General features: G+C 58.4%; 23 protein-coding genes and 2 pseudogenes. 16 read left to right on the top strand and 9 right to left on the bottom strand.

The annotated features are described in order from the left end of the window. Positions 1–124 (bottom strand): annotated as a pseudogene (locus tag AACY50_RS18340) (IS3 family transposase); the annotation flags it as partial. Positions 125–408: 284 nt separating this feature from the next. Here AACY50_RS18340 and AACY50_RS18335 point away from each other — a divergent pair. Then, positions 409–1,590 (top strand): MFS transporter, encoded by a 1,182-nt coding sequence (locus AACY50_RS18335; protein WP_339465695.1) that lies wholly within the window; start codon positions 409–411, stop codon positions 1,588–1,590. A 30-nt stretch (positions 1,591–1,620) separates the two neighbouring features. On the opposite strand, the gene AACY50_RS18330 is transcribed toward AACY50_RS18335, so the two are convergent. Together AACY50_RS18330 and AACY50_RS18325 are read right to left on the bottom strand one after the other, a co-directional pair. Further along, on the bottom strand, positions 1,621–2,658 hold the full coding sequence (locus AACY50_RS18330) for an alpha/beta hydrolase family protein (RefSeq protein ID WP_339465697.1): 1,038 nt from the start codon (positions 2,656–2,658) through the stop codon (positions 1,621–1,623). A gap of 236 nt (positions 2,659–2,894) precedes the next feature. Further along, a complete protein-coding gene (locus tag AACY50_RS18325) occupies positions 2,895–3,506 on the bottom strand; it encodes an FMN-dependent NADH-azoreductase (RefSeq protein WP_339465698.1) in 612 nt (203 codons plus the stop codon). Positions 3,507–3,634: 128 nt separating this feature from the next. Between AACY50_RS18325 and AACY50_RS18320 the strand changes: the two genes are divergently transcribed. Together AACY50_RS18320 and AACY50_RS18315 are read left to right on the top strand one after the other, a co-directional pair. Beyond that, positions 3,635–4,543, top strand: coding sequence for a LysR substrate-binding domain-containing protein (locus AACY50_RS18320; protein ID WP_339465699.1), 909 nt, complete (start codon positions 3,635–3,637; stop codon positions 4,541–4,543). After that, the gene (locus tag AACY50_RS18315) at positions 4,540–4,899 is read left to right on the top strand and encodes an MmcQ/YjbR family DNA-binding protein (RefSeq protein WP_339465701.1); all 360 of its coding nucleotides are present in this window, start codon (positions 4,540–4,542) and stop codon (positions 4,897–4,899) included. Before AACY50_RS18320 ends, AACY50_RS18315 begins: the two co-directional genes overlap by 4 nt. A 75-nt stretch (positions 4,900–4,974) precedes the next feature. On the opposite strand, the gene AACY50_RS18310 is transcribed toward AACY50_RS18315, so the two are convergent. Both AACY50_RS18310 and AACY50_RS18305 read right to left on the bottom strand, forming a co-directional pair. Continuing rightward, positions 4,975–5,403 carry a DUF1294 domain-containing protein gene (locus AACY50_RS18310; protein WP_339538954.1) on the bottom strand — a complete coding sequence of 143 codons (429 nt, stop codon included), beginning with the start codon at positions 5,401–5,403 and terminating at the stop codon, positions 4,975–4,977. Continuing rightward, positions 5,400–6,230: an undecaprenyl-diphosphate phosphatase gene (locus AACY50_RS18305; protein ID WP_339465704.1), complete on the bottom strand. Its 831-nt coding sequence runs from the start codon at positions 6,228–6,230 to the stop codon at positions 5,400–5,402. Before AACY50_RS18305 ends, AACY50_RS18310 begins: the two co-directional genes overlap by 4 nt. A gap of 229 nt (positions 6,231–6,459) precedes the next feature. On the opposite strand from AACY50_RS18305, the pseudogene AACY50_RS28825 reads away from it, so the two are divergent. The 10 genes and pseudogenes from AACY50_RS28825 to AACY50_RS18260 all read left to right on the top strand — a co-directional run. Further along, positions 6,460–7,311 (top strand): annotated as a pseudogene (locus AACY50_RS28825) (cache domain-containing protein); the annotation flags it as partial. 123 nt (positions 7,312–7,434) lie between these two features. Beyond that, on the top strand, positions 7,435–8,169 hold the full coding sequence (locus tag AACY50_RS28820) for a methyl-accepting chemotaxis protein (protein ID WP_401138962.1): 735 nt from the start codon (positions 7,435–7,437) through the stop codon (positions 8,167–8,169). Between the two features lie 118 nt (positions 8,170–8,287). Continuing rightward, positions 8,288–8,851 (top strand): nicotinamide riboside transporter PnuC, encoded by a 564-nt coding sequence (pnuC, locus tag AACY50_RS18295; protein ID WP_339465706.1) that lies wholly within the window; start codon positions 8,288–8,290, stop codon positions 8,849–8,851. Further along, the gene (locus tag AACY50_RS18290; RefSeq protein WP_339494391.1) at positions 8,848–9,384 is read left to right on the top strand and encodes an AAA family ATPase; all 537 of its coding nucleotides are present in this window, start codon (positions 8,848–8,850) and stop codon (positions 9,382–9,384) included. The genes pnuC and AACY50_RS18290 overlap by 4 nt, the downstream gene beginning before the upstream one ends. Before the next feature lie 343 nt (positions 9,385–9,727). Next, positions 9,728–10,177, top strand: coding sequence for a hypothetical protein (locus AACY50_RS18285; protein ID WP_339465709.1), 450 nt, complete (start codon positions 9,728–9,730; stop codon positions 10,175–10,177). Between the two features lies 1 nt (position 10,178). Then, positions 10,179–10,754, top strand: coding sequence for an adhesin (locus tag AACY50_RS18280; RefSeq protein ID WP_339465711.1), 576 nt, complete (start codon positions 10,179–10,181; stop codon positions 10,752–10,754). Between the two features lie 71 nt (positions 10,755–10,825). Continuing rightward, complete coding sequence (locus AACY50_RS18275) at positions 10,826–11,815, top strand: heme utilization protein (RefSeq protein ID WP_339465713.1); 990 nt, start codon at positions 10,826–10,828, stop codon at positions 11,813–11,815. A gap of 63 nt (positions 11,816–11,878) precedes the next feature. Continuing rightward, positions 11,879–12,559, top strand: a complete 681-nt coding sequence (locus AACY50_RS18270; RefSeq protein WP_339465715.1) for a C39 family peptidase — start codon at positions 11,879–11,881, stop codon at positions 12,557–12,559. Positions 12,560–12,601: 42 nt separating this feature from the next. Beyond that, entirely contained in the window at positions 12,602–13,348 is a 747-nt protein-coding gene (locus AACY50_RS18265) for a hypothetical protein (RefSeq protein ID WP_339465716.1), read from the top strand. Positions 13,349–13,393: 45 nt separating this feature from the next. Next, entirely contained in the window at positions 13,394–14,692 is a 1,299-nt protein-coding gene (locus AACY50_RS18260) for a hypothetical protein (protein WP_339465717.1), read from the top strand. Between the two features lie 65 nt (positions 14,693–14,757). Here the strand turns inward: AACY50_RS18260 and AACY50_RS18255 are convergent, their stop codons facing one another. Continuing rightward, a complete protein-coding gene (locus AACY50_RS18255; protein WP_339465718.1) occupies positions 14,758–16,083 on the bottom strand; it encodes a sigma-54 dependent transcriptional regulator in 1,326 nt (441 codons plus the stop codon). Positions 16,084–16,428: 345 nt separating this feature from the next. Here AACY50_RS18255 and AACY50_RS18250 point away from each other — a divergent pair, with 345 nt between their 5' ends. From AACY50_RS18250 to nhaB, 3 genes are all read left to right on the top strand, one after another. Beyond that, complete coding sequence (locus tag AACY50_RS18250; RefSeq protein WP_221731656.1) at positions 16,429–16,695, top strand: hypothetical protein; 267 nt, start codon at positions 16,429–16,431, stop codon at positions 16,693–16,695. A gap of 282 nt (positions 16,696–16,977) precedes the next feature. Next, on the top strand, positions 16,978–18,267 hold the full coding sequence (locus tag AACY50_RS18245; protein WP_339538953.1) for a hypothetical protein: 1,290 nt from the start codon (positions 16,978–16,980) through the stop codon (positions 18,265–18,267). A 61-nt stretch (positions 18,268–18,328) separates the two neighbouring features. Beyond that, positions 18,329–19,831 (top strand): sodium/proton antiporter NhaB, encoded by a 1,503-nt coding sequence (gene nhaB / locus AACY50_RS18240; RefSeq protein WP_339538952.1) that lies wholly within the window; start codon positions 18,329–18,331, stop codon positions 19,829–19,831. A 115-nt stretch (positions 19,832–19,946) separates the two neighbouring features. Here nhaB and AACY50_RS18235 read toward each other — a convergent pair whose 3' ends face one another. From AACY50_RS18235 to gnd, 3 genes are read right to left on the bottom strand one after another with little or no spacing between them, the layout of a single operon-like run. Then, positions 19,947–20,768 carry an HAD family hydrolase gene (locus AACY50_RS18235; RefSeq protein ID WP_339507667.1) on the bottom strand — a complete coding sequence of 274 codons (822 nt, stop codon included), beginning with the start codon at positions 20,766–20,768 and terminating at the stop codon, positions 19,947–19,949. Next, the gene (gene zwf / locus AACY50_RS18230) at positions 20,765–22,288 is read right to left on the bottom strand and encodes a glucose-6-phosphate dehydrogenase (protein ID WP_339465722.1); all 1,524 of its coding nucleotides are present in this window, start codon (positions 22,286–22,288) and stop codon (positions 20,765–20,767) included. The genes AACY50_RS18235 and zwf overlap by 4 nt, the downstream gene beginning before the upstream one ends. Then, complete coding sequence (gene gnd, locus AACY50_RS18225; RefSeq protein ID WP_339465725.1) at positions 22,285–23,265, bottom strand: phosphogluconate dehydrogenase (NAD(+)-dependent, decarboxylating); 981 nt, start codon at positions 23,263–23,265, stop codon at positions 22,285–22,287. The genes zwf and gnd overlap by 4 nt, the downstream gene beginning before the upstream one ends. Between the last annotated feature and the right edge of the window lie 99 nt (positions 23,266–23,364).

Genomic DNA, 23,364 nt, shown 5'->3' with positions numbered 1-23,364 from the left:
CCTGGATCCCGTAGCGCCGTTGAGCCTCTTTATAACTCAACTCGCCTTTTTCTACTTGGTCGACAACTGACAATTTAAAAGTCAGCGTGTAATCGCGCTGACTACGTTTTGCGCCCGTATCCATTGCACCCTCCTGATAAGAAGCCAGAAGGTGTAAACCTTATTCAGGACGAGACAGCTGCCAGTGAAAAGCCCTGTCCTTTGTGACGGGGCTTTTTGCAATCTGACGTGAGGAACATGGCGGTTCAGATGCCTTCGCGAGCAAGCCCGCCCCCACAGGGGAGCGCATTGAACCTGTAGCGCGCCGCAACGAAATCAGCGCTCAGGAAAATAGTTAGCCTGCTTTCTTTTGTTCTGCGCCCACGCCATGATGCGAACTCTCCCACCGCCGCCCGCGAACGAGTCCTCATGTCTGCTCCGCAAAGCTCTATGGCGATCACCCTGCAGATCGTATCCATCGTTTTCTATACCTTTATTGCCTTTCTCTGCATCGGACTGCCGATTGCGGTGCTGCCCGGTTATGTTCACGAACAATTGGGTTTCAGCGCCATCATTGCCGGGCTGGTGATCGGCTCGCAGTACCTGGCCACGCTGCTCAGTCGGCCGATGGCCGGACGCGTGTCGGACACCATCGGCACCAAACGGGCGATTGTTTATGGGCTGCTGGGGATTGTGTTCAGCGGTGTGCTGACGCTGGTGTCGACGCTGCTGCAAAGCTTTGCGCTGCCGAGCCTGCTGATTCTGATTGCCGGGCGTTTGCTGCTGGGCATCGCCCAAGGCTTGATCGGGGTGGGCACCATCAGTTGGTGCATGGGCCAGGTCGGGGTCGAACATACGGCCCGATCAATCGGCTGGAATGGCATCGCCTCTTACGGCGCGATTGCCATCGGCGCGCCGCTGGGTGTGGTGATGGTCGCCGATTACGGTTTTGCCAGTCTCGGCATCGCACTGTCGGTGCTGGCCATCGGTGCGCTGCTGTTGATCCGCAATAAACCTTCAGTGCCGGTGGTGCGCGGCGAACGGCTGCCTTTTTGGGCTGTGTTCGGACGCATTGCACCGTTTGGCGCCAGCTTGAGTCTGGCTTCGATCGGATACGGCACGCTGACCACCTTTATCACCCTCTATTACCTTAATCGTGGCTGGAGCGGCGCCGCGTATTGCCTGACCGTTTTCGGCGTGTGTTTCATCCTGTCGCGCCTGTTGTTCATCTCTGCCATCAGTCGCTTCGGCGGTTTCAATTCGGCCATTGCCTGCATGACCATTGAAACCGTTGGCTTGGTCATGCTTTGGCTGGCGCCCTCCACGGCGTACGCGTTGATGGGGGCAGGCATGGCCGGGTTCGGCCTGTCGCTGGTGTATCCGGCACTGGGGGTCGAGGCGATCAAACAGGTGCCCAACTCCAGCCGTGGTGCCGGGTTGAGTGCTTATGCGGTGTTTTTTGATCTGGCGCTGGCGATTGCCGGGCCGTTGATGGGCGCGGTGGCGTTGAATCTGGGGTATTCGTGGATTTTCTTCAGTGCGGCGCTGTTGTCGGTGACCGGGCTGGGGTTGACGCTGCTGCTCAAGCGGCGGGCAGAATCTCAGGTCTGAAGTGCTTCGATCGTGATGAACCGACGATATTTATTGATCCGCTGTCTGCATCCCCGCTCGGCTCGGTTTGCCCAAGGTATGGGCGAAGAATCGTCCGGCCTCGGAAATCAGGTTGCGGTGGATGTCTTCACGATCCACGCCATCAGCATCGGTACACAGCGCCGGCATGGCGAGAATCTGCTCTTCGCTGCACGGCGCCATGAACACAAAGTGCCCTGCTCCGGCCAGTAGCTTGAAGTCCGGTGCAGTCGGCAGTTTACGCGCCAGCGCCGCCGCGTTTTTATCGAATGCGACGAGTTTGTCGCCATCGCCGCTGTACAGCAGCACGGGTACATGCACGTCGGCCAACGTTTGACGACCGAACTTCAGACTCAACGGCGCCATCAGCAACAAGGCATGAACACGCGGGTCGGCCACCGGTTGCAAGTCGTCACGATCAACAATGAGCTCGCCCTTGGTGTTGCAGGCGTCCCGATCATCCGGGCGCTCCTGGCAATAGCGGCGCAGGCGATCCAGATCCGGTTGTGCGCCAGAGAGAATCAACGCTGTCTCACCACCCGCCGAATATCCGATGACTCCGACCTGATCCGCATTGACGAACGGCGCCAGCATGCGGTCGCCAAGGGTGGCGGTGATCGCTTCGGAAATCTGGATAGGCCGCCCATAGAGATTGCTCAGGGTGCCCAGTCGGCTGTGATCCTTGGAGTTGTCACCGGGGTGGATCACCGCGACCACCACAAACCCTTTGCGGGCCAGCGAGGTGGCAAGATCGTGCAGCGCCAAGGGGGTGCCGGTGTTGCCGTGGGACAGCATCAGCATCGGAAAACGGCCCATGGCGACCTTGGTGTCTTCGCCGGCTTCAATCGAGTAGCCCTCAAGCAGGCTCATGTGCTTGCGCTCACTGGAGGGATAGAACGCGATGGCGCGCATCGGTTGCAGATCCAGCGGATCGAGGAATGTCATCTCGTGGTAGCCAACGCTCCAGACCGGGTGAACCCCAGGCGCAGCTTGCACTGAGTTCAGGCCGCCCAGCAGGCAAATCAGTAACGCTGCACTAAGACGCATCATGGGGTGCCCCACCCTGTTGTTACTCAATCGAAAGATCCGTTGCTTTGTGAGGCCGGTACGCCGGGAATTCGACGAACTGTGACGACAATGCATCCAGACGCTGATCGTTTGACTGCATAACCTGGGCCAGATTATGTAACAGTCAGAAACAAAAAACTCCGTATTCGGCCCTTGCAGAACCAGAATACAGAGTTTTCGGGGGATTGCCTGAACTTGAGCAGTTCTTTATGCAAGCCTTACGCGGCGGCGAAAAGTTGCTCGCTGATCTTCGCTTGAGCAGCAGTCATGGCGTTGTTGCGCACTTCTTCACCATACGCCAGGCCTTCGGCACGGACGATCTCGATGTCTGTGATACCAAGGAAACCCAACACCAGTTTGAGATATTCCTCGTGGGCAATGCCGCTCGCCTGGCCGGCATGGATACCGCCAGACGTGGAGACGATGACCACCTTCTTGCCACCGCACAGGCCTTCTGGGCCGGCTTCGGTGTAACGGAAGGTCTGGCCGGCAACCGCAACGCGGTCGATCCAGGCCTTGAGTTGGGTCGGCACGGTGAAGTTGTACATCGGCGCGGCGATCACGATAGCATCGGCGGCGATGAACTCGGCCAGCGTCGAAGCGCTCAGATCGGCTTCATGCTGTTGTGCGGCGTCGCGCAGTTCAGCGGTCGTACCGGCAGCAACCAGCGTGGTCGACGAGAAGTGGCTGATGGCGTCAGCGGCCAGGTCGCGATAGGTCACTACGGCGCTTGGCTCTGCAGCTTGCCAGGCGTTGACGACTTGGCTGCTCAACTGACGGGAAGCCGAGTTGTCGCCCAGAATGCTCGAATCGATATGCAGCAGTTTCATGTGGAATCTCCTGGAATGAATCGCCGGTGGCGACGGAATGGAGACAATCCTACGCAACAAACCAATAGCTGATTAGCCGCCAACAATGCGATAGTTCGTCCCACTGATAGAACAGTCGGATCTCAACCATGCAAGACCTCAACGATCTCTACTACTTCGCCAAAGTCGTCGAGGCTGGCGGCTTCGCGGCGGCCGGGCGTTTGCTGGGCATTCCCAAGTCAAGGCTGTCGCGGCGCATTGCTGAACTGGAAGAGCGTCTCGGTGCGCGCTTGCTGCAACGCACCACCCGCCAACTCAATTTGACGGCCGTCGGCGAACGATATCTGCGCCACTGCCAGGCAATGCTGCTGGAAGCAGAAATGGCTGACGAAGCCGTGGCCAGCATGTCCAGCGAGCCGCGCGGCCGTTTGCGGGTGTCATGCCCAACCGGTCTGGCGCGGGAAATGCTGCCGTCGGTCATCAGTGAGTTTCTTGGCAAATTCCCTAAGGTCCAACTGGAAATAGTCCTGCTCAACCGCCGTGTGGACCTGGTCGCCGAGGGTTTCGACGTTGCCCTGCGTGTGCGTGAACCGGGTGATGAAGACCCGCTGTTGGTGACCCGACGCTTGCGCCAGGCGCAAACGGTGTTGGTGGCCAGCCCGGCGTTTATCCAGGGGCAAACAATCAACCACCCGCAGGACTTGAGAAACCTGCCGGTGCTGGGGGCGCTTGAGGCTGATCGCCTGGTGCATGTGCGACTGTTCGATCAGGATGGCGGAAGTTTCGAGTTGAACATGGAGGCGCGCCTGGGCATTGATGACTTTATCGTGCGCAAGACCTGTGTCCTGGCGGGCCAAGGCTTCACCTTGCTGCCAATGATGTACTGCGAAAACGAGTTGCAAAACGGCACGCTGGTGCAGTTGCTGCCCGAATGGTCGCTGACCGGCGGCTGGCTGCAAGCGGTGTATCCGCATCGGCGCGGCGTGATGCCGGCCGTGCGCGCGTGGATCGATCATCTGGTCGAATCGTTCAGTGCCTGTGGGGAGCGGTTGTTATGAAACAAGGAAAGATGAGCGAAGCCGACGTGGCCGCGTTCTGTCTGGCATTGCCGGGCGCGCACGAAGACTACAAGTGGGGTGGCGTTCGGGTGTTTTCGATTGCTGGCAACAAGATGTTTGCCTTGCAAGGGCTTCGCGGCGATTCGCTGGCGTTCAAGGTAGACAAGGATCTGTTTCTGGGCCATTGCGACCGACCGGGGATTCATCCGGCGCCCTATCTGGCAAGGGCCCAGTGGATCATCATGCACCCGCCCTACCCTTTGGCCGCTGAGGAGTTGCGGGGTTTGCTGCAACGTTCGCATCAATTGGTGGTGAGCAAGCTGCCGAAGAAAACTCAAGTCGGCCTGCGGTTGTAACCGAATCCGGCTGAAAACAACCCTTCGAAACTGTGGGGGCGAGCAAGCCGCTCCCACACGACTTCAACGTGTTGTTTAGAGCAGTGCCAAAAGGTTGGAGCCGAGGAAGATCTGGCCGATCCAGAACACCTGGTGCAACAGGACGATCACCCAGAACAAAATCTGATACGAGACCTTGCGTGTCTTGTGCCTGAACACCTGCTGGGCGATCAACGCACCGGGCCAGCCACCGGCCAGTTCAACCGCATGAAGAATGTTCTCCGGCGTGCGCCACGCATCGGCGCGGGCCTTGCGCTTGTCAGCCCAATACATGAAGAACGCCAGCACGCTGACGACGCCATAAGCCGCCAACGGCACCAGCGATATCCCGCGCCCCCCCATCGACAGCGAGCCGTACAACGGCAACGCACAGACGACAGCCAGAACAACCAGTTTCAGTTTCAGGTTCTGAATACCGCCGCCCGAAGGTCGACCTTCGGGGCGGCGTGCGCGGGTATCACTCACGGCTTGGCCGCCGACCAGTCCACCCAACCAAACTGCCACGTTGCCAGAATCACCAGACCAAAGACGATTCGATACCAGGCAAACGCTGCATAACTGTGGCTGGCAATGAACTTGAGCAAACCGCGTACCGCAATCATCGCGAAGATAAACGCAGTGACGAAACCGATGGCGAACACCGGAAAGTCGGCCGGCACAAACAGATGGCGGTACTTGAAACCGGAGTAAACCGCAGCACCGACCATGGTTGGCATGGCGAGGAAGAACGAGAACTCGGTGGCGGTTTTGCGTGACAGGCCGAACAGCAGGCCGCCAATGATCGTCGAGCCGGAGCGCGAAGTGCCGGGGATCATTGCCAGGCATTGCGCAAAACCGATTTTCAGCGCGTCGGTCCAGCGAATCTCATCGACCGTTTGCGCGTGCACTTCATGCTGTCGCTGTTCAGCCCACAACATGATGACGCCCCCCACCACCAACGCCGTAGCCACGGTGATCGGGTTGAACAGATACTGATGGATCAGATCGGCAAAGATCACGCCCAGCACAACGGCGGGCATGAAAGCGATCAGCAGGTTGGCGGTAAAGCGCCGCGCGCGGGGCTGAGTCGGCAAACCGACCACCACGTCGAGGATCTTGCGACGAAATTCCCAGACCACTGCGAGGATAGCGCCAAGCTGAATAATGATGTTGAACGCCATGGCCCGCTCGCCGCCAAAATTGAGCAGGTCGGCAACGATGATCTGGTGTCCGGTACTGGAAATGGGCAAAAACTCCGTCAGCCCTTCTACAACGCCTAGTATCAGTGCCTGCAAGGCAGTCCAAAGATCCATCAATCCCCCAAAGAGCGATGCGCTCAGGCATGCTCCGATAGTATTTTCTAACGTTCACTGCGATCAGCGTGGCCGGATATTGCGGTACCGATTCCGCGCGCTCAGGATCCACACGAAAGGGTCAAAATTCCGTGAAATATTAATTTGGATTCAGGTTTTCACGCGCGGGGCCGAAATCCTAACAGACAAGCCTTATTAGCGCTGCCGCGTTATACGACTTGGGTCGCGTATGCCCGCTCACGAAATCGTGGTTGGATGCTGGCGGTCGTTTATTACAAGAAAAAGAATCAGGAGTGACAGCGTTATGAACAGCTTGCGCAGTGTGTCGATCAGCCGACGCTTGTGGCTCATCTTGATTGTGGCCGTGGTCATGTTGCTAACCTTGGGCGTGTTGATGCTCAAGCAGATTCACGATGACCTGTATCACGCCAAAGCCCAGAAAACCCAGCATGTGGTACAGACCGCCAGCGGATTGCTGACCTATTACCATGACCTGGAAACCGCCGGCACTCTGACCAGAGAAGCCGCGCAAAAACAGGCAGTCACCGCCATCCGTGGCCTGCGCTACGACCAGAGTGACTATTTCTGGATCAACGACCTCACGCCCGTGATGGTCATGCACCCCACCAACCCCAAGCTTGAAGGCCAGAATCTCTCGGCGATCCGCGATCCGGACGGTTTTGCAGTGTTCAACGAAATGGTCGCCATCGCCAAAGCCAAGGGCGCCGGCATGGTCGATTACCGTTGGCCAAAACCCGGTGCCACCGAGCCTGTTGCCAAAACGTCCTACATCAAGTTGTTTGAGCCTTGGGGCTGGGTGATTGGCTCTGGCGTGTATGTCGACGATGTGCAGGTCGAGTTCCAGGGGCAAGTCATCAAGGCGTCGGTCGTCGGCCTGGCGATTTCGCTGATCATGGCCCTGCTGGTGATTCTGATTGCCCGCAGTATCGTGCGGCCATTGCAGGAAACCGTAAGCGCCATGGCCAACATCGCCAGCGGCGAAAGCGACCTGACCCGCAGCCTCGATACCCACGGCAAGGATGAGGTCACGGAGCTGGCTCGTCATTTCAACGCGTTCACTGCCAAATTGCGCCGGGTCATCGGTGACTTGCAGGTATCGGCCAGCGCCCTCGGCCAGTCGTCCTGCGAACTGGGCAACGATGCCTCGCAGGCCCAGGAACGCAGCCAGCAACAATCGCAACAGATGGAACTGGTCGCCACCGCGATCAACGAGGTGACTTACGGTGTGCAGGATGTGGCTAAGAACGCGGAGCATGCCGCCGCCGAAATGCGCGACGCCGAGGCGCAGGCACAACAGGGCCAGATCAATATCGACGGTAGCCTGCAACAGATCGACAAGTTGTCCGGCACCATTGATCAAGCCGTTGAAGTGATTCGTACCCTGGCTGACGAAAGTACCCAGATCGGCAGCGTGCTGGAAGTGATTCGTTCGATTGCCGAGCAAACCAACTTGCTCGCGCTCAACGCGGCCATCGAAGCGGCGCGCGCTGGCGAACAGGGCCGCGGATTCGCCGTGGTGGCGGATGAAGTGCGCTTGCTGGCGCAGCGTACGCAGAAGTCGACAGCGGAGATCCAATCGATGATCGAGCGACTGCAAAATCACTCCGAAGCGGCGGTCAAGGTGATCGGCGACAGTAGCAAGGCTTCGCAACTGACCATCGAACAGGCCGGGCTGGCCGGTGCCAGCCTGAACGCCATTGGCCAGGCATTGCGCAATCTCAATGGCCTGAACGCGTCGATTGCCAGTGCGACACTGCAACAGGCGCATGTGGTTGAGGACATCAACCAGAACGTCACGCAAGCAGCCGGGTTGTCTCACAGCACCGCAATGGCGGCAGAGCAGTCGAGTGCGGCGAGTGCGCGGCTGGGGCAATTGAGCGAACAACTGAACAGCCTGCTGCGCCAGTTCCGCGTCTGACAACCATGCCCCTGAGGGAGTGAGCTCGCTCCCTCAGGTCAGGCGGCGCAGCGCTTAATGCCTCGGTCGTGTTTTTGGGTACAATCCGCCCCCCTTCAACTCCCCCAAAGGAACCTACATGTCCGGGCTTGAACTGTTTGCTGCCGCCCTCGGTGTGATCGCCGTTTGGCTGACGGTCAAACAGAACCCGTGGTGCTGGCCCATCGGTTTGGTCATGGTGTTGCTCTATAGCTGGATCTTCTTTGAAGTGAAGCTGTATTCGGACATGTTGCTGCAAGTGATCTACGCCGCCCTTCAGATCTACGGCTGGTGGCAATGGACGCGTGCCGGGACGATGCATGACGGGCGCGAAGTGACCCGCCTCGACACCCGCTCGATTTTCCTTGGCCTGTGCGCTGGCGCGGTTGGCAGTGTGTTGCTCGGTGCGGCCATGGCCCACTGGACCGACGCTGCACAACCGTGGCTGGACGCAGCACTCACCGGTTTCAGCCTGGTGGCACAGCTGTGGATGGCGCAAAAACGCCTGCAATGCTGGGCTCTGTGGTTCGTGCTTGATGTGATCTTTGTCGGATTGTTTATCTACAAAGGGCTTTACCTCACCGCCGCGTTGTACGGCTTGTTCACCCTGCTGGCGGTACAAGGCTGGCGTGAATGGCGGGCTGATCCGGCGTTGCGCACATGAAAGTCGTGGTTCTGACCGGCCCCGAGTCCACCGGCAAGAGCTGGCTGGCGGCCGGCCTTCAGCAGCATTTCGGTGGCCTGCGCGTCGACGAATACGTACGCTTTTTCATCGAACAGAACCCTCGGGAGACGTGTCTGGCCGATATCCCCGAGATCGCCCGCGGCCAACTGCAATGGGAGGATCAGGCGCGGGCGCAGCAACCGCCACTGCTGATTCTCGACACCCACCTGTTGAGCAACATCCTGTGGAGCCAGACCCTGTTCGGCGATTGCCCACCCTGGCTGGAGCCGCAGTTGCTGGCCCGGCATTACGACTTGCACCTGCTGTTGTGCCCGGAGCAGATCGACTGGACCGATGACGGGCAACGCTGCCAGCCGGATCTTGGCGAGCGTTTAGGGTTTTACCAGGCTACCCACGACTGGCTTGAGCAGCACCGGCAACCGTTTCAGATCATTCAAGGCCATTGGACCGAGCGCCAGGCGCAAGCCTTTGCTGCGGTCGAGCGATTGCTGGCCGAATCAGCCGACTCATAGGGACGCCGGCCTCATTGCCACCGTCTCGCGGGCCAAGGTGTCCGTTTCTGAAACACTTGCCTGAGTGCAAAGCGCCCGTCTCAGTGGCCTTCACCGCGTTGTCATCCCAGTTGTTAAGCGGCTGAAACACATTGGCGCAAACCCTTCTTCCAGAGCTTTGTATCGACTTTGGTCGGATACTTGCCAGCCGGCCTGTTTCAACGCTGAAACAGTTCCTGTGTCAGCGTCGCATCCATTCCCAGTAACCCATTGAAATTCCAGAACAATCATAAAGCGGCACAGGATTCGCTATCTCCTTCACAACGCTGACTAGGGCCAGCCCACTGAAGAAGGAATTGCAGCCGTGGGGAATTTCAAAAAAAGCTTGACCTGCCTTCTGCTGATCGGATCAGCCGCCAGCACCATCCTCAGTTTCAACGTTCAGGCCGAAGGCAATGGCGTGATCGTCCTCAATCGCGATGTCCAGCCGATTCCTATCGGGCGCAATGGTGGCAAAGACCCCTACCCGACCACCGTCAACGCCAACCCATCGGCGCGAATCAACCAGACTCTGAGCAATACCGAACTGAGCGACGGTGACTTTGCCAGCGTCGCCAGCGGCTCGTCGATTCGCGGCAACATCACCGCACCCAATTCGAATCTGCCCGGCATGAACACCCTGACCAACCCCAGCGGTATGCCAGGCATGAGTGCCGGCCATGGCGGCGGTGCCGGCGGCTCGATCTCCAACACGGTCAACCGTGCGATGAGCACTGGACTGGCTCCTTTGACCCGCATGGCTGGAGGCCAATGAGATGAATCGCTCCCTGCTCCTGCTCGCCTTCATCGGCTGCACCAGCGCTATGGCGGCCGACCCTGGCTCGGTAAACAACGCCAACATCCAGGATTCTGGTGTGCAGTACCGCGGCAACTTCAACGTCAACCAGGCAGCCGGTGACCAGATGCAGCAAGCCAATACCAAAGCCATCGCGATTGGCACCGACGCCAGCGCCAGCACCATCGTCAGGCAGCGAATCGACACGCCGGCCGACCGGTCGATGAATGCCAGCGCCACCATTGGCGGCACCTCTTTCAGTAATGGCAACGGAATCCTGGGAGTAAACCAGGGCGCCGGGGCCAACAACCAGATGGCCAACGTGACGCGCGTCAGCATCAGTGCTGCCCCGCAGAGCGTTGACGATAGCGCCCTTTCTCAACAGAACGTGGCGTTGTTACCGAGCTCAGGAGCAACTGGTACCTCACCCGGCAGTCGCCAGGTCACGACAAGTGATCAGGCCTTCACCGGCAGCCGAGGGGTCATCCAGGTGAACCAGAGTGCCGGGGTGGGGAACCGTATGGCTAACACCCTGAGCATCCGGGTCGCAGACTGACCCAAACAAAAAAAGCAGTGCAATTAGAAAAGTCCCAACACTTAACCAACTAATAAGCACGGAGAAACACCATGAAACCTACAATGGCTCTTAAACCACTGGTTTTCGCTCTTGCAGCAGTAATGGCAATGGCAGCTCAGGCAGGCGGTAACGATCATGGTAACAACGGCGGTCATGGTCACCAGCCTCCTCCACCAAAAGGCCCAACCCTGGAGCAGCTCCTGCAAATCACTGCCGGTGCCGGCGCCGCTGTACTGGATACACAGAACAGCGACGGCAACGTGGTGAAAAACCAGGGCACCAAAAACAACGCCACCACCGACAACTCGCTCAACGGTTCCAACGGCAACATGGGTGCCAACACCGCAGCAGGCGACGGTAACCAACAAGACAACGCTGCCGCTCTGGCGACCGCCGACGAAAGCTTCATCTTCGGCACTGCTGTTGCTGCCTCGAGTGCAACTCAGGTCAACAACAACAACTACGTAAAAAATTCGTCGACCGTCAACAACGCCACACTTAACAATGCAGGCAACAACGGCTCCGGCAACATCGGCGTCAACGTGACGGCTGGCAACTTCAACCAACAGAAAAACAACCTGGCTATCGCTGTATCGGGCGGTCGTGTCGCTCAGGCCGCAGCCGCGGCCAACCAGTCTTCCACTGGCCTGGTGGTCGAAAACAAAGGTGTGCAAACCTACAAAAAAGACACCCTCACCGGCACTTTTGCAGCCGCTGGTGTGTTTAAAGCCAAAGGCACTGCAACCATCGAAGGCGATGACAGCCACCACGGTGGGTACGGCAACAAAGGTGGTCACGGTGGTGGCAATGACGATCAAAAAGCCAAGTTCGAAGCCGTGGGTACTTTTGGCCTCGCTGGCGTAACCACTCAGCAAGTGTTGACCAAAGATGGCTGGAAAAACCCAGTCACCAACACTGCCAACATGACTGGTTCGATGAACAACTTCTCCGGCAACGGTGGAGCCAACGTCTCGGCCGGTGTGGGCAACCAACAAAGCAACTCGCTGTCCATCGCTGCAGGTTGCAAAGCCTGCATGTAATCGCGATCGAAACGAAAGCCCCGGCAACGGGGCTTTTCCTCAGTCCGCAAAGGCGTATCGATCATGCGTAAGACTGCCCTTATCGCTCTGCTTTGCCTGTCCGGCCTGTCCCAGGCTGCCCAGATGCCTGTGGCTGCCCTTCCCGGCGGCACACTCGTCTACAAGAACGTGCAAAGCATTCGTGAGCGCAAGTTTTCCGACATCGTCGAACAGAAAACCGATTTCAGTTGCGGCGCCGCCGCACTGGCCACGGTGTTACGCCAGGCCTATTGGCTCGACGTCGATGAGGAGCACATCATCAAAGGCATGCTGGTCAATTCCGACCCGGACCTTGTTCGCACTCAAGGTTTTTCCATGCTGGACATGAAGCGCTACGTTGAAAGCATCGGCATGCGTGCCAGGGGTTACCGGATTCCGCCCGAGAAACTCGAAGCGGTGACCATTCCGGTGGTGGTACTGATGGAGATTCGCGGCTACAAGCATTTCGTGGTGTTGCAGCGTGCGGACAAGGATTGGGTTTACATCGCAGACCCGGTTTTAGGCCATAAACGCTACGGCCACGATGACTTTGTCAAAGGTTGGAACGGCATTGTCTTCGCCATCGTCGGTCCCGGATATGACAAAACCAATGCGTTACGAAGCCCTCCGACACCGCTGACCGCCAAGAACAAACTCGATGGTTTCAACCCTGTCCGAGACGCCGAGTTGATGGATTTCGGATTCATACAGAGCGACTTCTTTTAATCGCCGATAAAAGAATGGGACTGGACGTCCCGGGAGCAGCAGATGAAAACCTCATACTGGCTGGCCGCTGCCTGCCTGGCAGCGAGCGTTTCAGGCTACGCCAATGCAGGATTCAAACCCATCGAAGTCAAGGACCAGGAGCTCGCCGAGCTGCGCGGTCGTTATGTCATGCCGGGGCGAATCATCAGCTTCGGTATTGTCATGAGCAGTACCTGGCGCAATGCCAGTGGTGACCTGATCGGGGCATCGACCTCAATGCAACTTCAAGCAGCAACCGTTAAACCCGAATTCTATGTTCAGACCATCAAGGAGCACGGCAACGGCAGCCCCCTGACAGCCGGCACCGGCACGATTACCGGTGGCGCCGCCCTCAACAGCAGCCAGGGCGTGACGCAAAGCGTGCGCGCCGCTGGCGACAGCAACACGGCCTACAATAACGTCGCAATCAATGTCTCAGAGGCTTCCAGGGCTCCAGCGCTGGTACCCGCTCAAGGGCAGGCGTTGATGGCCGGACAAACCATCACCGGTGGTAATGCTGCCGGGAATGTGGCCGTTTCGGCCACCGGCAGTGGCATTCAAATGGCTATTCAGGCCTCCGGAAATCAGGGTACATCCCTGCAACAGGTCGCCCAGGGTGGTTTGCTGCAAAACACCCGCTTGCTCGGCAGTGCCAACGTGGTCAACAACATGACCCAACTCAACGTAGTTCTGAACAACAACGGCATGAGCGCCGGCGCATTGGACTGTAACCTGAGTCAACTCAGGGCCCTACGCAATATCGGATATTGAACTACGCTTGGTCTCGATCATTGGGTTTAAAGGGACGGCTTATTCATGTATCGATCAGTATCACTGCGTACAGCGGTTTGTTTGAGTACGCTTCTTCCCGCCGCCATGCTGCAAGCAGCACCCGACGCGGACGTCGCGACACTCAAGCAAGAACTTCTGGAACTCAAACAACGATACGAAGTACAACAAAAGGCCCTGGCGGTGCTCGAACAACGAGTCCGCCAGGTTGAGGAGCAACCCGTAGCCCCACCTCCCAAGCGCCTGGTCAAATCGCCTGCAGACATGAAACGCAATGCCGTTGCAAACCGCACTGGCTCTGCCACTGCATCCGGAGGCGCTGCAGGTGGCAGTGGTTACGGGCAGTCGCTGGCCGACGATTCACAACCGGCGCAAAGCGTATCCAACCTGTATGACGAAGCCAGTGGCTTTTTTGGCGGCGGTAAATTCAGTCTCGAAACCGGCATTACCTACTCGCGCTATGACACCCGTCAGTTGATCCTGAATGGTTTTCTCGCACTGGATTCGATTTTTCTGGGCAACATCAACCTTGACCGTATCAAGGCCGATACCTGGACGCTGGACGTCACCGGCCGCTACAACTTCAACAATCGCTGGCAGTTTGATCTGAACGTGCCAGTGGTGTACCGCGAATCGACCTATCAGTCCGGTGGCGGCAATCAGGGGGCTGCCGGCGTAACAACCGAGCAGGACGTTACGCGAGATCCCACCATTGGCGACGTCAACTTCGGTATCGCCTATAAATTCATGGACGAGTCCGTCAACACCCCGGACGCCGTGGTCACCTTGCGCGTGAAGGCGCCGACCGGCAAGGACCCGTTCGGCATCAAGTTGCGCCAGACCGACGCCAACACCAACCTGTTCGTGCCTGACACCCTGCCGACCGGCAACGGCGTCTGGTCGATTACGCCAGGCATCTCGCTGGTCAAAACCTTCGACCCGGCGGTGTTGTTCGGCAGCTTGTCCTACACACATAACCTTGAGGAGTCGTTCGACGACATCAGCTCGACCGTCAACCAGAAAACCCCGGGCAAAGTGCGAATCGGCGACAGCTTCCAGATCGGCGCCGGTGTAGCCTTCGCCTTGAACGAAAAGATGAGCATGTCGTTCTCGGTATCTGATCTGGTGCAACGTCAAAGCAAGCTCAAACAAGACGGTGGGGATTGGCAGTCGGTGGTGTCCAGTGATGCCAACGCCGGCTACTTCAACATCGGCATGACCGTTGCGGCCACCGATAACCTGACCATCGTTCCCAACCTGTCTATCGGCTTGACTGATGATGCCCCGGACTTTTCCTTCAGCCTGAAATTCCCGTACTACTTCTGACCGCTCGACCACGAACAAGGCCCGCTGCGATTACGTCGCAGCGGGCCTTGTTCGTTTCCCCCGCCCTAGCGGATCTGATGCTTGTGCAACAAGCGATAAAAAGTCGGCCGCGAAACGCCAAGCACCTTGGCCGCGATACTGAGGTTGTCGCTGTGCCGGTTCAACACATCGCACAGCGCCTGGCGTTCGGCACGGGTTTTGTAGTCTTCCAGCGTCCCCATCGGAGTGGCGATTGCGTGCTGGCTGATCAAACCCAGGTCGCGCGCTTCGATCTGCCGACCTTCAGCCAATACCAGGCCTCGACGCACGCGGTTGGCCAGTTCGCGAACGTTGCCCGGCCAGTCGTGTTTGCCCATGGCAATCAGCGCATCTTCACTGAAGCTGCGCGGCCGGCGTCCGGTTTCGTGACTGTAGAAGTGGGAAAAGTGGTTGGCCAGCATCGACAGATCGCCGTGGCGCTCACGCAGGGGCGCGGTGGCGACTTGCAGAACGTTGAGACGGTAATACAGGTCTTCGCGAAAGAGCTTCTTGTCGATGGCGGCTTCGAGATCGACGTGAGTCGCCGCCAGAACGCGCACATCAACCGGGATCGGTTGACTGCCGCCAACCCGTTCAATGTGTTTTTCCTGAAGAAAGCGCAGCAGATTGGCTTGCAGTTCCAGCGGCAGATCACCGATTTCATCAAGAAACAGCGTGCCACCATTGGCCGCTTCGATGCGCCCGACCTTTCGCTGATGAGCGCCGGTAAACGCACCTTTTTCGTGTCCGAACAGTTCGGACTGGATCAAATGTTCAGGAATTGCACCGCAGTTGATCGCCACGAACGGCTTGTTGTTACGCTGGGATTGACGATGCAGCGTGCGTGCAACCAGCTCTTTACCGGTGCCGCTTTCGCCGCGGATCAATACGGGCGACTCGGTGGGCGCCAGTTTGCTGAGGAGTTTGCGTAGTTCGCGTATCGGTTTGCTGTCGCCGAGCAGTTCGTGTTCCGGCTGATCGATGTGGACCGTGCCCTGCCCGCGCAAGCGCGCCATGCCGAACGCGCGGCCGAGGGTGACCTGCACCCGCGACACGTCAAACGGCAAGGTATGGAAATCGAAAAACCATTCACAGACGAAGTCACCGACGTTCTGCAAGCGCAGGACTTCCTGATTGAGCACAGCGATCCATTCAGTGCCGCTGCGACTGATCAGTTCCTTGACGGCTTCGGGACGTTCCAGGTGAAAAGGCTGCAAACGCAGCAAGCCGACATCACAGCTACGGTCGGCGGCGTTTTCCAGGCTGCAGCTGTCGACATCCCAGCCTGCCGCGCGCAAACCGGGTAGTAAGCGGTGACAGTCGTCGCAGGGATCGACCACCAATAAACGTCGTAATGCGGGCGCTTCACTCATGACTGTTCCTTGGCGCCAAATTTAAGGAATTTATTTTAAAAACAGTCATTTGGCAGACCTGGCTGTAACACTAGCAAGAATTTGACGGCGCCTTGTATCGATTGCTTATAGATCTACCGGCAAATACGTTATAAGAAATGTAATTATTAGCTAGCTATCGACTTGGTCTCTTTCAGCAAACTTTCAAGTTCTCCAGAAAATCCGAGTGCATAAAAGAAATTTGAAATTTCTTTGTTTCAAGTGTGACCTGCTCCCCGGTTGCGTGCATCAGTACAAGTAACCAGCCGATCGGTGAGCCCAACCGACGGCCTATCACTTGACTGGGCACTAAAGAGAGAAAACCCCATGACCGCCCCGCTCCGTATCAACGAAGCTCTTTTGATTGCCAACCACGCGTTTCAACCTTTCCAGTGCGTGGCCTGGGCCCCACAAGACGGCAATGGCGAATTGAGCCTGACTGTTATCGACCGCACCAATTCACGTATCGGCCGTAAACAGATTCCGAGCACCGCCTACTCCGACCCGGCACAGCTGGAACAGTTGCTGCAGCAGGCTCGCGCCGAACTGAGCGAAGAAGGTTACGCGTTACAATCGTGGTCGATGCCACATTGATAGCCGGGTAAGGCGGATGACTTTGAGGTCATCCGCTCTCCTGTTCTTAGTTGCTGTTTCTATTTTACTCCCCATACTTCTGTACAACTTTCAGCCACGCGCGGCAACGTAACTGCTTGGCAGGCTTGCCATTGGTTCAAAAAGACACTGTTCTGGCACAGTGTGACCCTCTACCTGTTAGTTCTTACAGTTGTACTTCCCTCTGTTCAGGGATTGAATGTTCCGCTCATGCAGTTACCCGACCGGCACCCGGTTCTGGTCAACTCGCAAGGAGATGCGTGCATGTCAACGTTGAATACTTATCTGCTCCCGACGCCATTTAATAATGCCGGTCAACTCGACAGGACATTTGCCGCCAACGGAGTCGCCCAGGTTTATTTTCCCGACAGTGTGTCCAGCCTGACTCAAGAGGTTGCCCTGGATGCGCAAGGGCGGATTCTTGTGGCAGCCAAAGTCGGCCTTGCACAAGGCAGCCGTTTCGGCCTTGCTCGGTTGCTCGCCGATGGTTCCACCGATCTATCATTCGGTGATCAAGGCTGCGTGATCGGCACCTTTGCACCTGGTTTCGAGGCCATGGGCGGCAAAGTGCAGGCGTTGCCCGATGGACGCATCCTGCTGGCCGGCCTGCACTATGAAAACACCCATCGCACACTGCCCGCCGTCGCTCTGTTCGACGCTCAAGGCAGACCGGATCAAACGTTTGGGGATAATGGCCGCAAAGTTGTATGCCTGCCGGGCGATTTGTCCATGGGCTCCCGTGACCCCTGGCTGCCTCCGGGCGTACCGGGTGCTGAGGCCTGCGATTTAGCGGTACAGGCCGACGGGCATATTCTGCTGATCGCCAACCACCATTTCGAACTTGCTGACCATGCCGGCATGCTGATTCGACTCAAACCCGACGCCAGCCTGGATGAAACCTTCAACGGTCGCGGCTTCGTGATGATCCGCCATCTGTTGCTCAATACCTGGCTCAGTAGTCTGCTGCTGCAGGAAGACGGGCGGATCGTGGTGGGCGGTTCAATCGATTTCCCTCAGCAAGGCCTGTTGGCGCGCTATCTGCCCGATGGTCGTCTTGACGAGCGTTTTGCAGTAGACGGCTTCATGACCATCAAGGCTGATGGGCGAAGCGCTCAGATCAGTCGGGTCCTTGATTCCGAAGACGCCCTGCACTGTTTCGGCAGCAGTTTCGACCCGCTCCGCTGCCTGGCTTTCAGCCTTCACCCCAATGGTCGCCCCGACCTGCATCGCAATAACGGCCAGCCGCAACTGCTGGACATCGGTCCCAGCGGCTGCCAATGGAGCGCCGCCCAGCGCATGGCAGATGGCCGAATCATCGCCGCAGGTGCAACCATTGGCGGGATCGAAGCAGATTTCATCGTGGCCCGCTACCACGCCGATGGCCGCCTGGACCCAAGCTTCGGCCATGGCAATGGCTGGCTGCGCACCCGTCTGGGACACAGTCTCGACACGGCAAACTCACTGGCTGTGCAAGCGGATGGCGCTATCCTCGTCGGTGGTTATTCGCTGAATGGCCGTTACCGGGCCGTGATCGCGCGGTATCTGAACGCCTAAGAGCTTGATCTTCGTTCTCACATCCGGCAACTTGCGCGCTTCTCAAGACAAGGAGCAACCGATGTCCGGTTCAATGGCCCAGGCGTTCGCGCATAACTTTCTAGGGCATTCACCACGCTGGTATAAAGCGACCATCGTTGGATTCCTGATCCTTAATGCTGTCGTGCTGTTCACTGCCGGCCCCGTCGCGGCTGGCTGGCTGCTGGTGATCGAGTTTATCTTCACCCTGGCCATGGCCCTCAAGTGCTATCCGTTGATGCCCGGCGGTCTGTTGCTGATTGAAGCTCTGCTGCTGAAGATGACCACGCCGCAGGCACTTTATGATGAGCTGGTGCACAACTTTCCGGTGATCCTGCTGCTGATGTTCATGGTGGCCGGCATTTACTTCATGAAGGATCTGCTGCTGTTTCTGTTTTCGCGGCTGTTATTGGGCGTACGTTCAAAAGCGCTGCTGTCCCTGATGTTCTGCTTCCTGTCGGCGTTTCTTTCAGCGTTTCTCGATGCATTGACCGTCACAGCAGTGATCATAAGCGCGGGTGTCGGTTTCTACGCGGTCTACCACCGCGTTGCCTCGGGGAACGATCCACGGCAGGACAGTGAAATCAGTGATGACCAACACCTGCCCCCCCTGCAACATGACGATCTGGAACAGTTCCGCGAGTTCCTGCGCAGTCTGTTGATGCACGGCGCGGTGGGCACGGCGCTGGGTGGCGTCTGCACATTGGTCGGCGAGCCACAGAACCTGCTGATCGGCCATGAAATGGGCTGGCACTTCACCGAGTTCTTCTTGAAAGTCGCCCCGGTATCCGTGCCAGTGCTGGTGGCAGGTCTTGTGACCTGCGTTTTGCTGGAGAAGCTGCGCTGGTTCGGTTACGGCACACTGCTGCCGGAGAACGTGCGCGCCGTCCTCGCCAACTATGCCGCCGAGGACAACGCCAAGCGCACGAATCGTCAACGCGCCGCCCTGCTGGTGCAAGGCGCCGCCGCGCTGATCCTGATTGCCGGGCTGGCTTTCCATGTCGCGGAAGTCGGCCTGATCGGCCTGATGGTGATCGTGTTGATCACCGCGTTTACCGGGATCACCGACGAGCATCGTCTGGGCAGCGCGTTCAAGGACGCCATGCCGTTCACTGCCTTGCTGGTGGTGTTCTTTGCCGTGGTGGCGGTGATTCACGATCAACACTTGTTTGCGCCGCTGATCGAGTGGGTGCTGGCGCTGCCGGCTGACCAGCAACCGGGCATGTTGTTCATTGCCAATGGCGTGCTTTCGGCGATCAGTGACAACGTGTTCGTGGCAACCATTTACATCACCGAAGTGAAACAGGCATTCCTGGCTGGGCACATGACCCGCGAGCACTTTGAGACGCTGGCGATTGCGATCAACACCGGCACCAATTTGCCGAGTGTTGCGACACCGAATGGTCAGGCGGCGTTTCTGTTCCTGCTGACCTCGGCAATTGCACCGCTGGTGCGTCTGTCTTATGGCCGAATGGTGTGGATGGCAGTGCCTTACACCGTTGTGATGGGTTCCCTGGGCTGGTACGCCGTCAGCTACTGGCTGTAAACACATAACTGTTGTGGGAGCGGGCTTGCTCGCGAACGCGGTGTGTCATTCGACGATACGTTGACTGAAACGCCGCGTTCGCGAGCAAGTCCGCTCCCGCTTTTTTATGCGTGAATCAGCGAGGCAGGATGTATTTTTCGATCGCTTGGGCGACGCCATCTTCGGTGTTTGGCGCAGTGACCACATCAGCCTGACGCCGCACCGCCTCCTCCGCCTGCCCCATGGCAATCGACAATCCTGCGCAATGGAACATCGCCGGATCATTCCCACCATCCCCGATCGCGGCTGTCTGTTCCAACGGGATGCCAAGATGCGCGGCGATCGTCGCCAGCGCAGTCCCCTTGTGGGCTTCCAGCGCCGTGACGTCCAGATACACCGGTTGCGAACGCGACACCTGTGCCTGACCTTCAACCCTGGGCAGCAAACGCGCCTCCAGTTCGATCAGCAGTTCGGTGTTATTGCTGGTGGCAACGATCTTGTCGATACGCTCCAGATACGGCTCGAAACTCTCGACCACGACCGGCGGATAGCCCAGGCCATGCTGTTCGCGCGGGACCATCGGGCCGTGCGGATCCTTGAGTAACCAGTCGCCACCACTGAACACCCAGATTTCGACATCGGGCTGATCGGCGAACGTTGCCAGTGCCTGCAGCGCAGCGGTGGCCGGAAGATAATGCGCCACCAGCAGGCTGCCGTCAGGATTGACGATGGTGCCGCCATTGAAGGCCGCCGTCGGCAGATCGACGCCCAACGCCTCGATTTGCTGCAACATGGCTTTGGGTGGGCGCCCGGTGGCGAGACTGAACAGTACGCCTGCTTCGCGCAATGAACGAACGGCCTCGATGGTGCGCTGGCTCAATGTGTGATCGGGCAGCAACAGTGTGCCGTCCATGTCACTGAGCAAAAAACGGATGGGTTGTTGCCGCGCGTCGTTCATCCGAGACCGTGCCAGACGCGACCATCGCGAGTCAGTAGATCTTCGGCGGCGGTCGGGCCGTCTTCACCGGCGGCATACGTCTGCACGCTGGCGTCCTGTTGCCAGGCATCGAGGAACGGCTGCACGGCGCGCCAGCCGTTCTCGATGTTGTCGGCGCGCTGGAACAGCGTCTGGTCGCCGGTCAGGCAGTCGTAGATCAGCGTTTCGTAGCCGGTCGACGGTTGCATCTCGAAGAAGTCCTTGTAAGCAAACCCCAACTCGATGTTGGCCATGTTGAGGGCCGGGCCCGGGCGCTTGGCCAGCAGGTCGAACCACATGCCTTCGTTGGGCTGGATCTGGATGCGCAGGTAGGTCGGTTGCAACTCGTCAACCTCTGTATCGCGAAACTGCGCATACGGCGCTGGCTTGAAGCAGATGACGATCTCAGTGTCGCGCACGCTCATGCGTTTGCCGGTGCGCAGGTAGAACGGCACGCCGACCCAGCGCCAGTTGTCGATCATGACCTTCAGCGCGACGTAGGTTTCAGTGCTGCTGTCGGGTGACACGTTGGCTTCCTGGCGATAACCGGCCAGCGGCTTCCCTGCGACTTCACCGGCGCTGTACTGCCCACGCACCGAGTTTGCCCTAGCCTCTTCAACCGTCCATGGCCGAATGGCACCGACCACTTTGGCCTTCTCGCCACGCACCGCATCGGCGCCGAACGCCGCCGGGGGTTCCATGGCGACCATCGCCAGCAACTGGAACAGGTGATTGGGCACCATGTCCCGCAAGGCGCCGGTGTGTTCATAAAAACTGCCACGGGTTTCGACACCAACCGTTTCGGCGGCGGTGATTTGTACGTGGTCGATGTAATGATTATTCCAGAAGGCCTCAAACAGGCTGTTGGAAAACCGGCTGACCAGAATGTTCTGCACGGTTTCCTTGCCCAGGTAATGATCGATCCGAAAGATCTGTTTCTCGGACATCACCTTGAGCAAGCAGGCGTTCAACGCTTCGGCCGTTTGCAGATCGGAGCCAAACGGCTTCTCGATCACCACCCTTCTGAATGCTTCGGGGGTTTCTTCAAGCAATTTGGCGACACCCAGGCGGCGCACCACTTCACTGAAGAAACGTGGCGCGGTGGCCAGGTAGAACACCGCATTGCCGGTGCCGCTGTCGGCAATTTTTGCCGCCAGCGCGCTATAAGTGCTGTCGTCCAGGAAATCGCCCTGAACGTAGCTGATACCTTTGGCGAGCTTGGCCCACAAGGCCGGATCAAGCATCTGATCGCCCTTGCCGACTTTCGCCGCCACTTCGGTACGGATGAAGTCTTCGAGCTTTTGCGCGAAGGCTTCATCGGTAATGGCGTTGTGGTCAACACCGACGATCCGCAGACCCTCATCAAGCAAACCGTCGCGACTGAGGTTATACAGCGCCGGCATCAGCAAGCGCTTGACCAGGTCGCCGTGAGCACCGAACAAAAACAGCGTGGTCGGTGGTGCGGGTTCTGCCTTGGATTTTCTGCGGATCGTATGGGTCATTTCTTTGGAGTCTCCACATGGCCGCCGAAGCCGAAGCGTTGGGCCGACAGGATCTTGTCGCCAAAGGTGCCCTGACCGCGCGAGCGGTAGCGCGAGAACAGCGAGTTCGACAGCACGGGCACCGGCACCGCTTGTTCCATGGCCGCTTCGATGGTCCATTGACCTTCGCCGCTGTCTGCGACGGAACCGGAGAACCCGTCGAGTTTCGGGTCACCGGCCAAGGCGTCGGCGGTCAAGTCCAGCAGCCAGGACGACACCACACTGCCACGACGCCAGACTTCGGCGATGTCGGCCACGTTGAGGTCGAAACGCTGATCTTGCGGCAGACGCTCGCTCGACTTGGTCTTGAGGATGTCGAAGCCTTCGGCAAAGGCCGCCATCATGCCGTACTCGATACCGTTGTGAATCATCTTCACGAAGTGCCCGGCACCGGCCGGACCGGCGTGAATGTAGCCGTGCTCGGCACGCTGATCGTCGGACTTGCGATCCTTGGTGCGCGCAATATCGCCCATGCCCGGCGCCAGGGCGGCGAACAATGGATCGAGACGCGTCACGGTTTCGGCGTCGCCGCCGATCATCATGCAGTAGCCGCGCTCCAGGCCCCAGACGCCACCGGAGGTGCCCACGTCGATGTAATGCAAGCCTTTCTCGGCCAGGGTCTTCGCCCGGCGAATGTCATCCTTATAGTTGGTGTTGCCGCCGTCGATGATGGTATCGCCGGCCTCAAGCAGGGTGCTCAGGGTTTCGATAGTGTCTTCGGTCGGCGCACCGGCCGGCAGCATGACCCAAACCGCACGCGGCTTGGCCAGGCCGGCGACCAGTGCCGGCAAATCGGCAACGCCCGTAGAGCCCTCGGCGGCCAGGGTGTCGACAAAGGCGGTATTGCGGTCGTAAACAACGGTGGTGTGACCGTTGAGCATCAGGCGCCGCGCAATATTGCCGCCCATGCGGCCCAGTCCAATAATCCCGAGTTGCATGTGCTGATGCTCCTTACTGCAAATAAATGTGTGTCATTGGTTATAGCCCAACGCGACTGATGGAGGTTAGTCCAGAGCGTTGCGATGAAGTTTCCGGGC

It is taken from the genome of Pseudomonas sp. RA_15y_Pfl2_54 (genome assembly GCF_963971015.1).
Taxonomy (GTDB): Bacteria; Pseudomonadota; Gammaproteobacteria; order Pseudomonadales; family Pseudomonadaceae; genus Aquipseudomonas; species Aquipseudomonas baetica_A.
The sequence above is the reverse complement of the archived record's forward strand: the minus strand, read 5'-3'. Positions and strand labels throughout refer to the sequence as shown.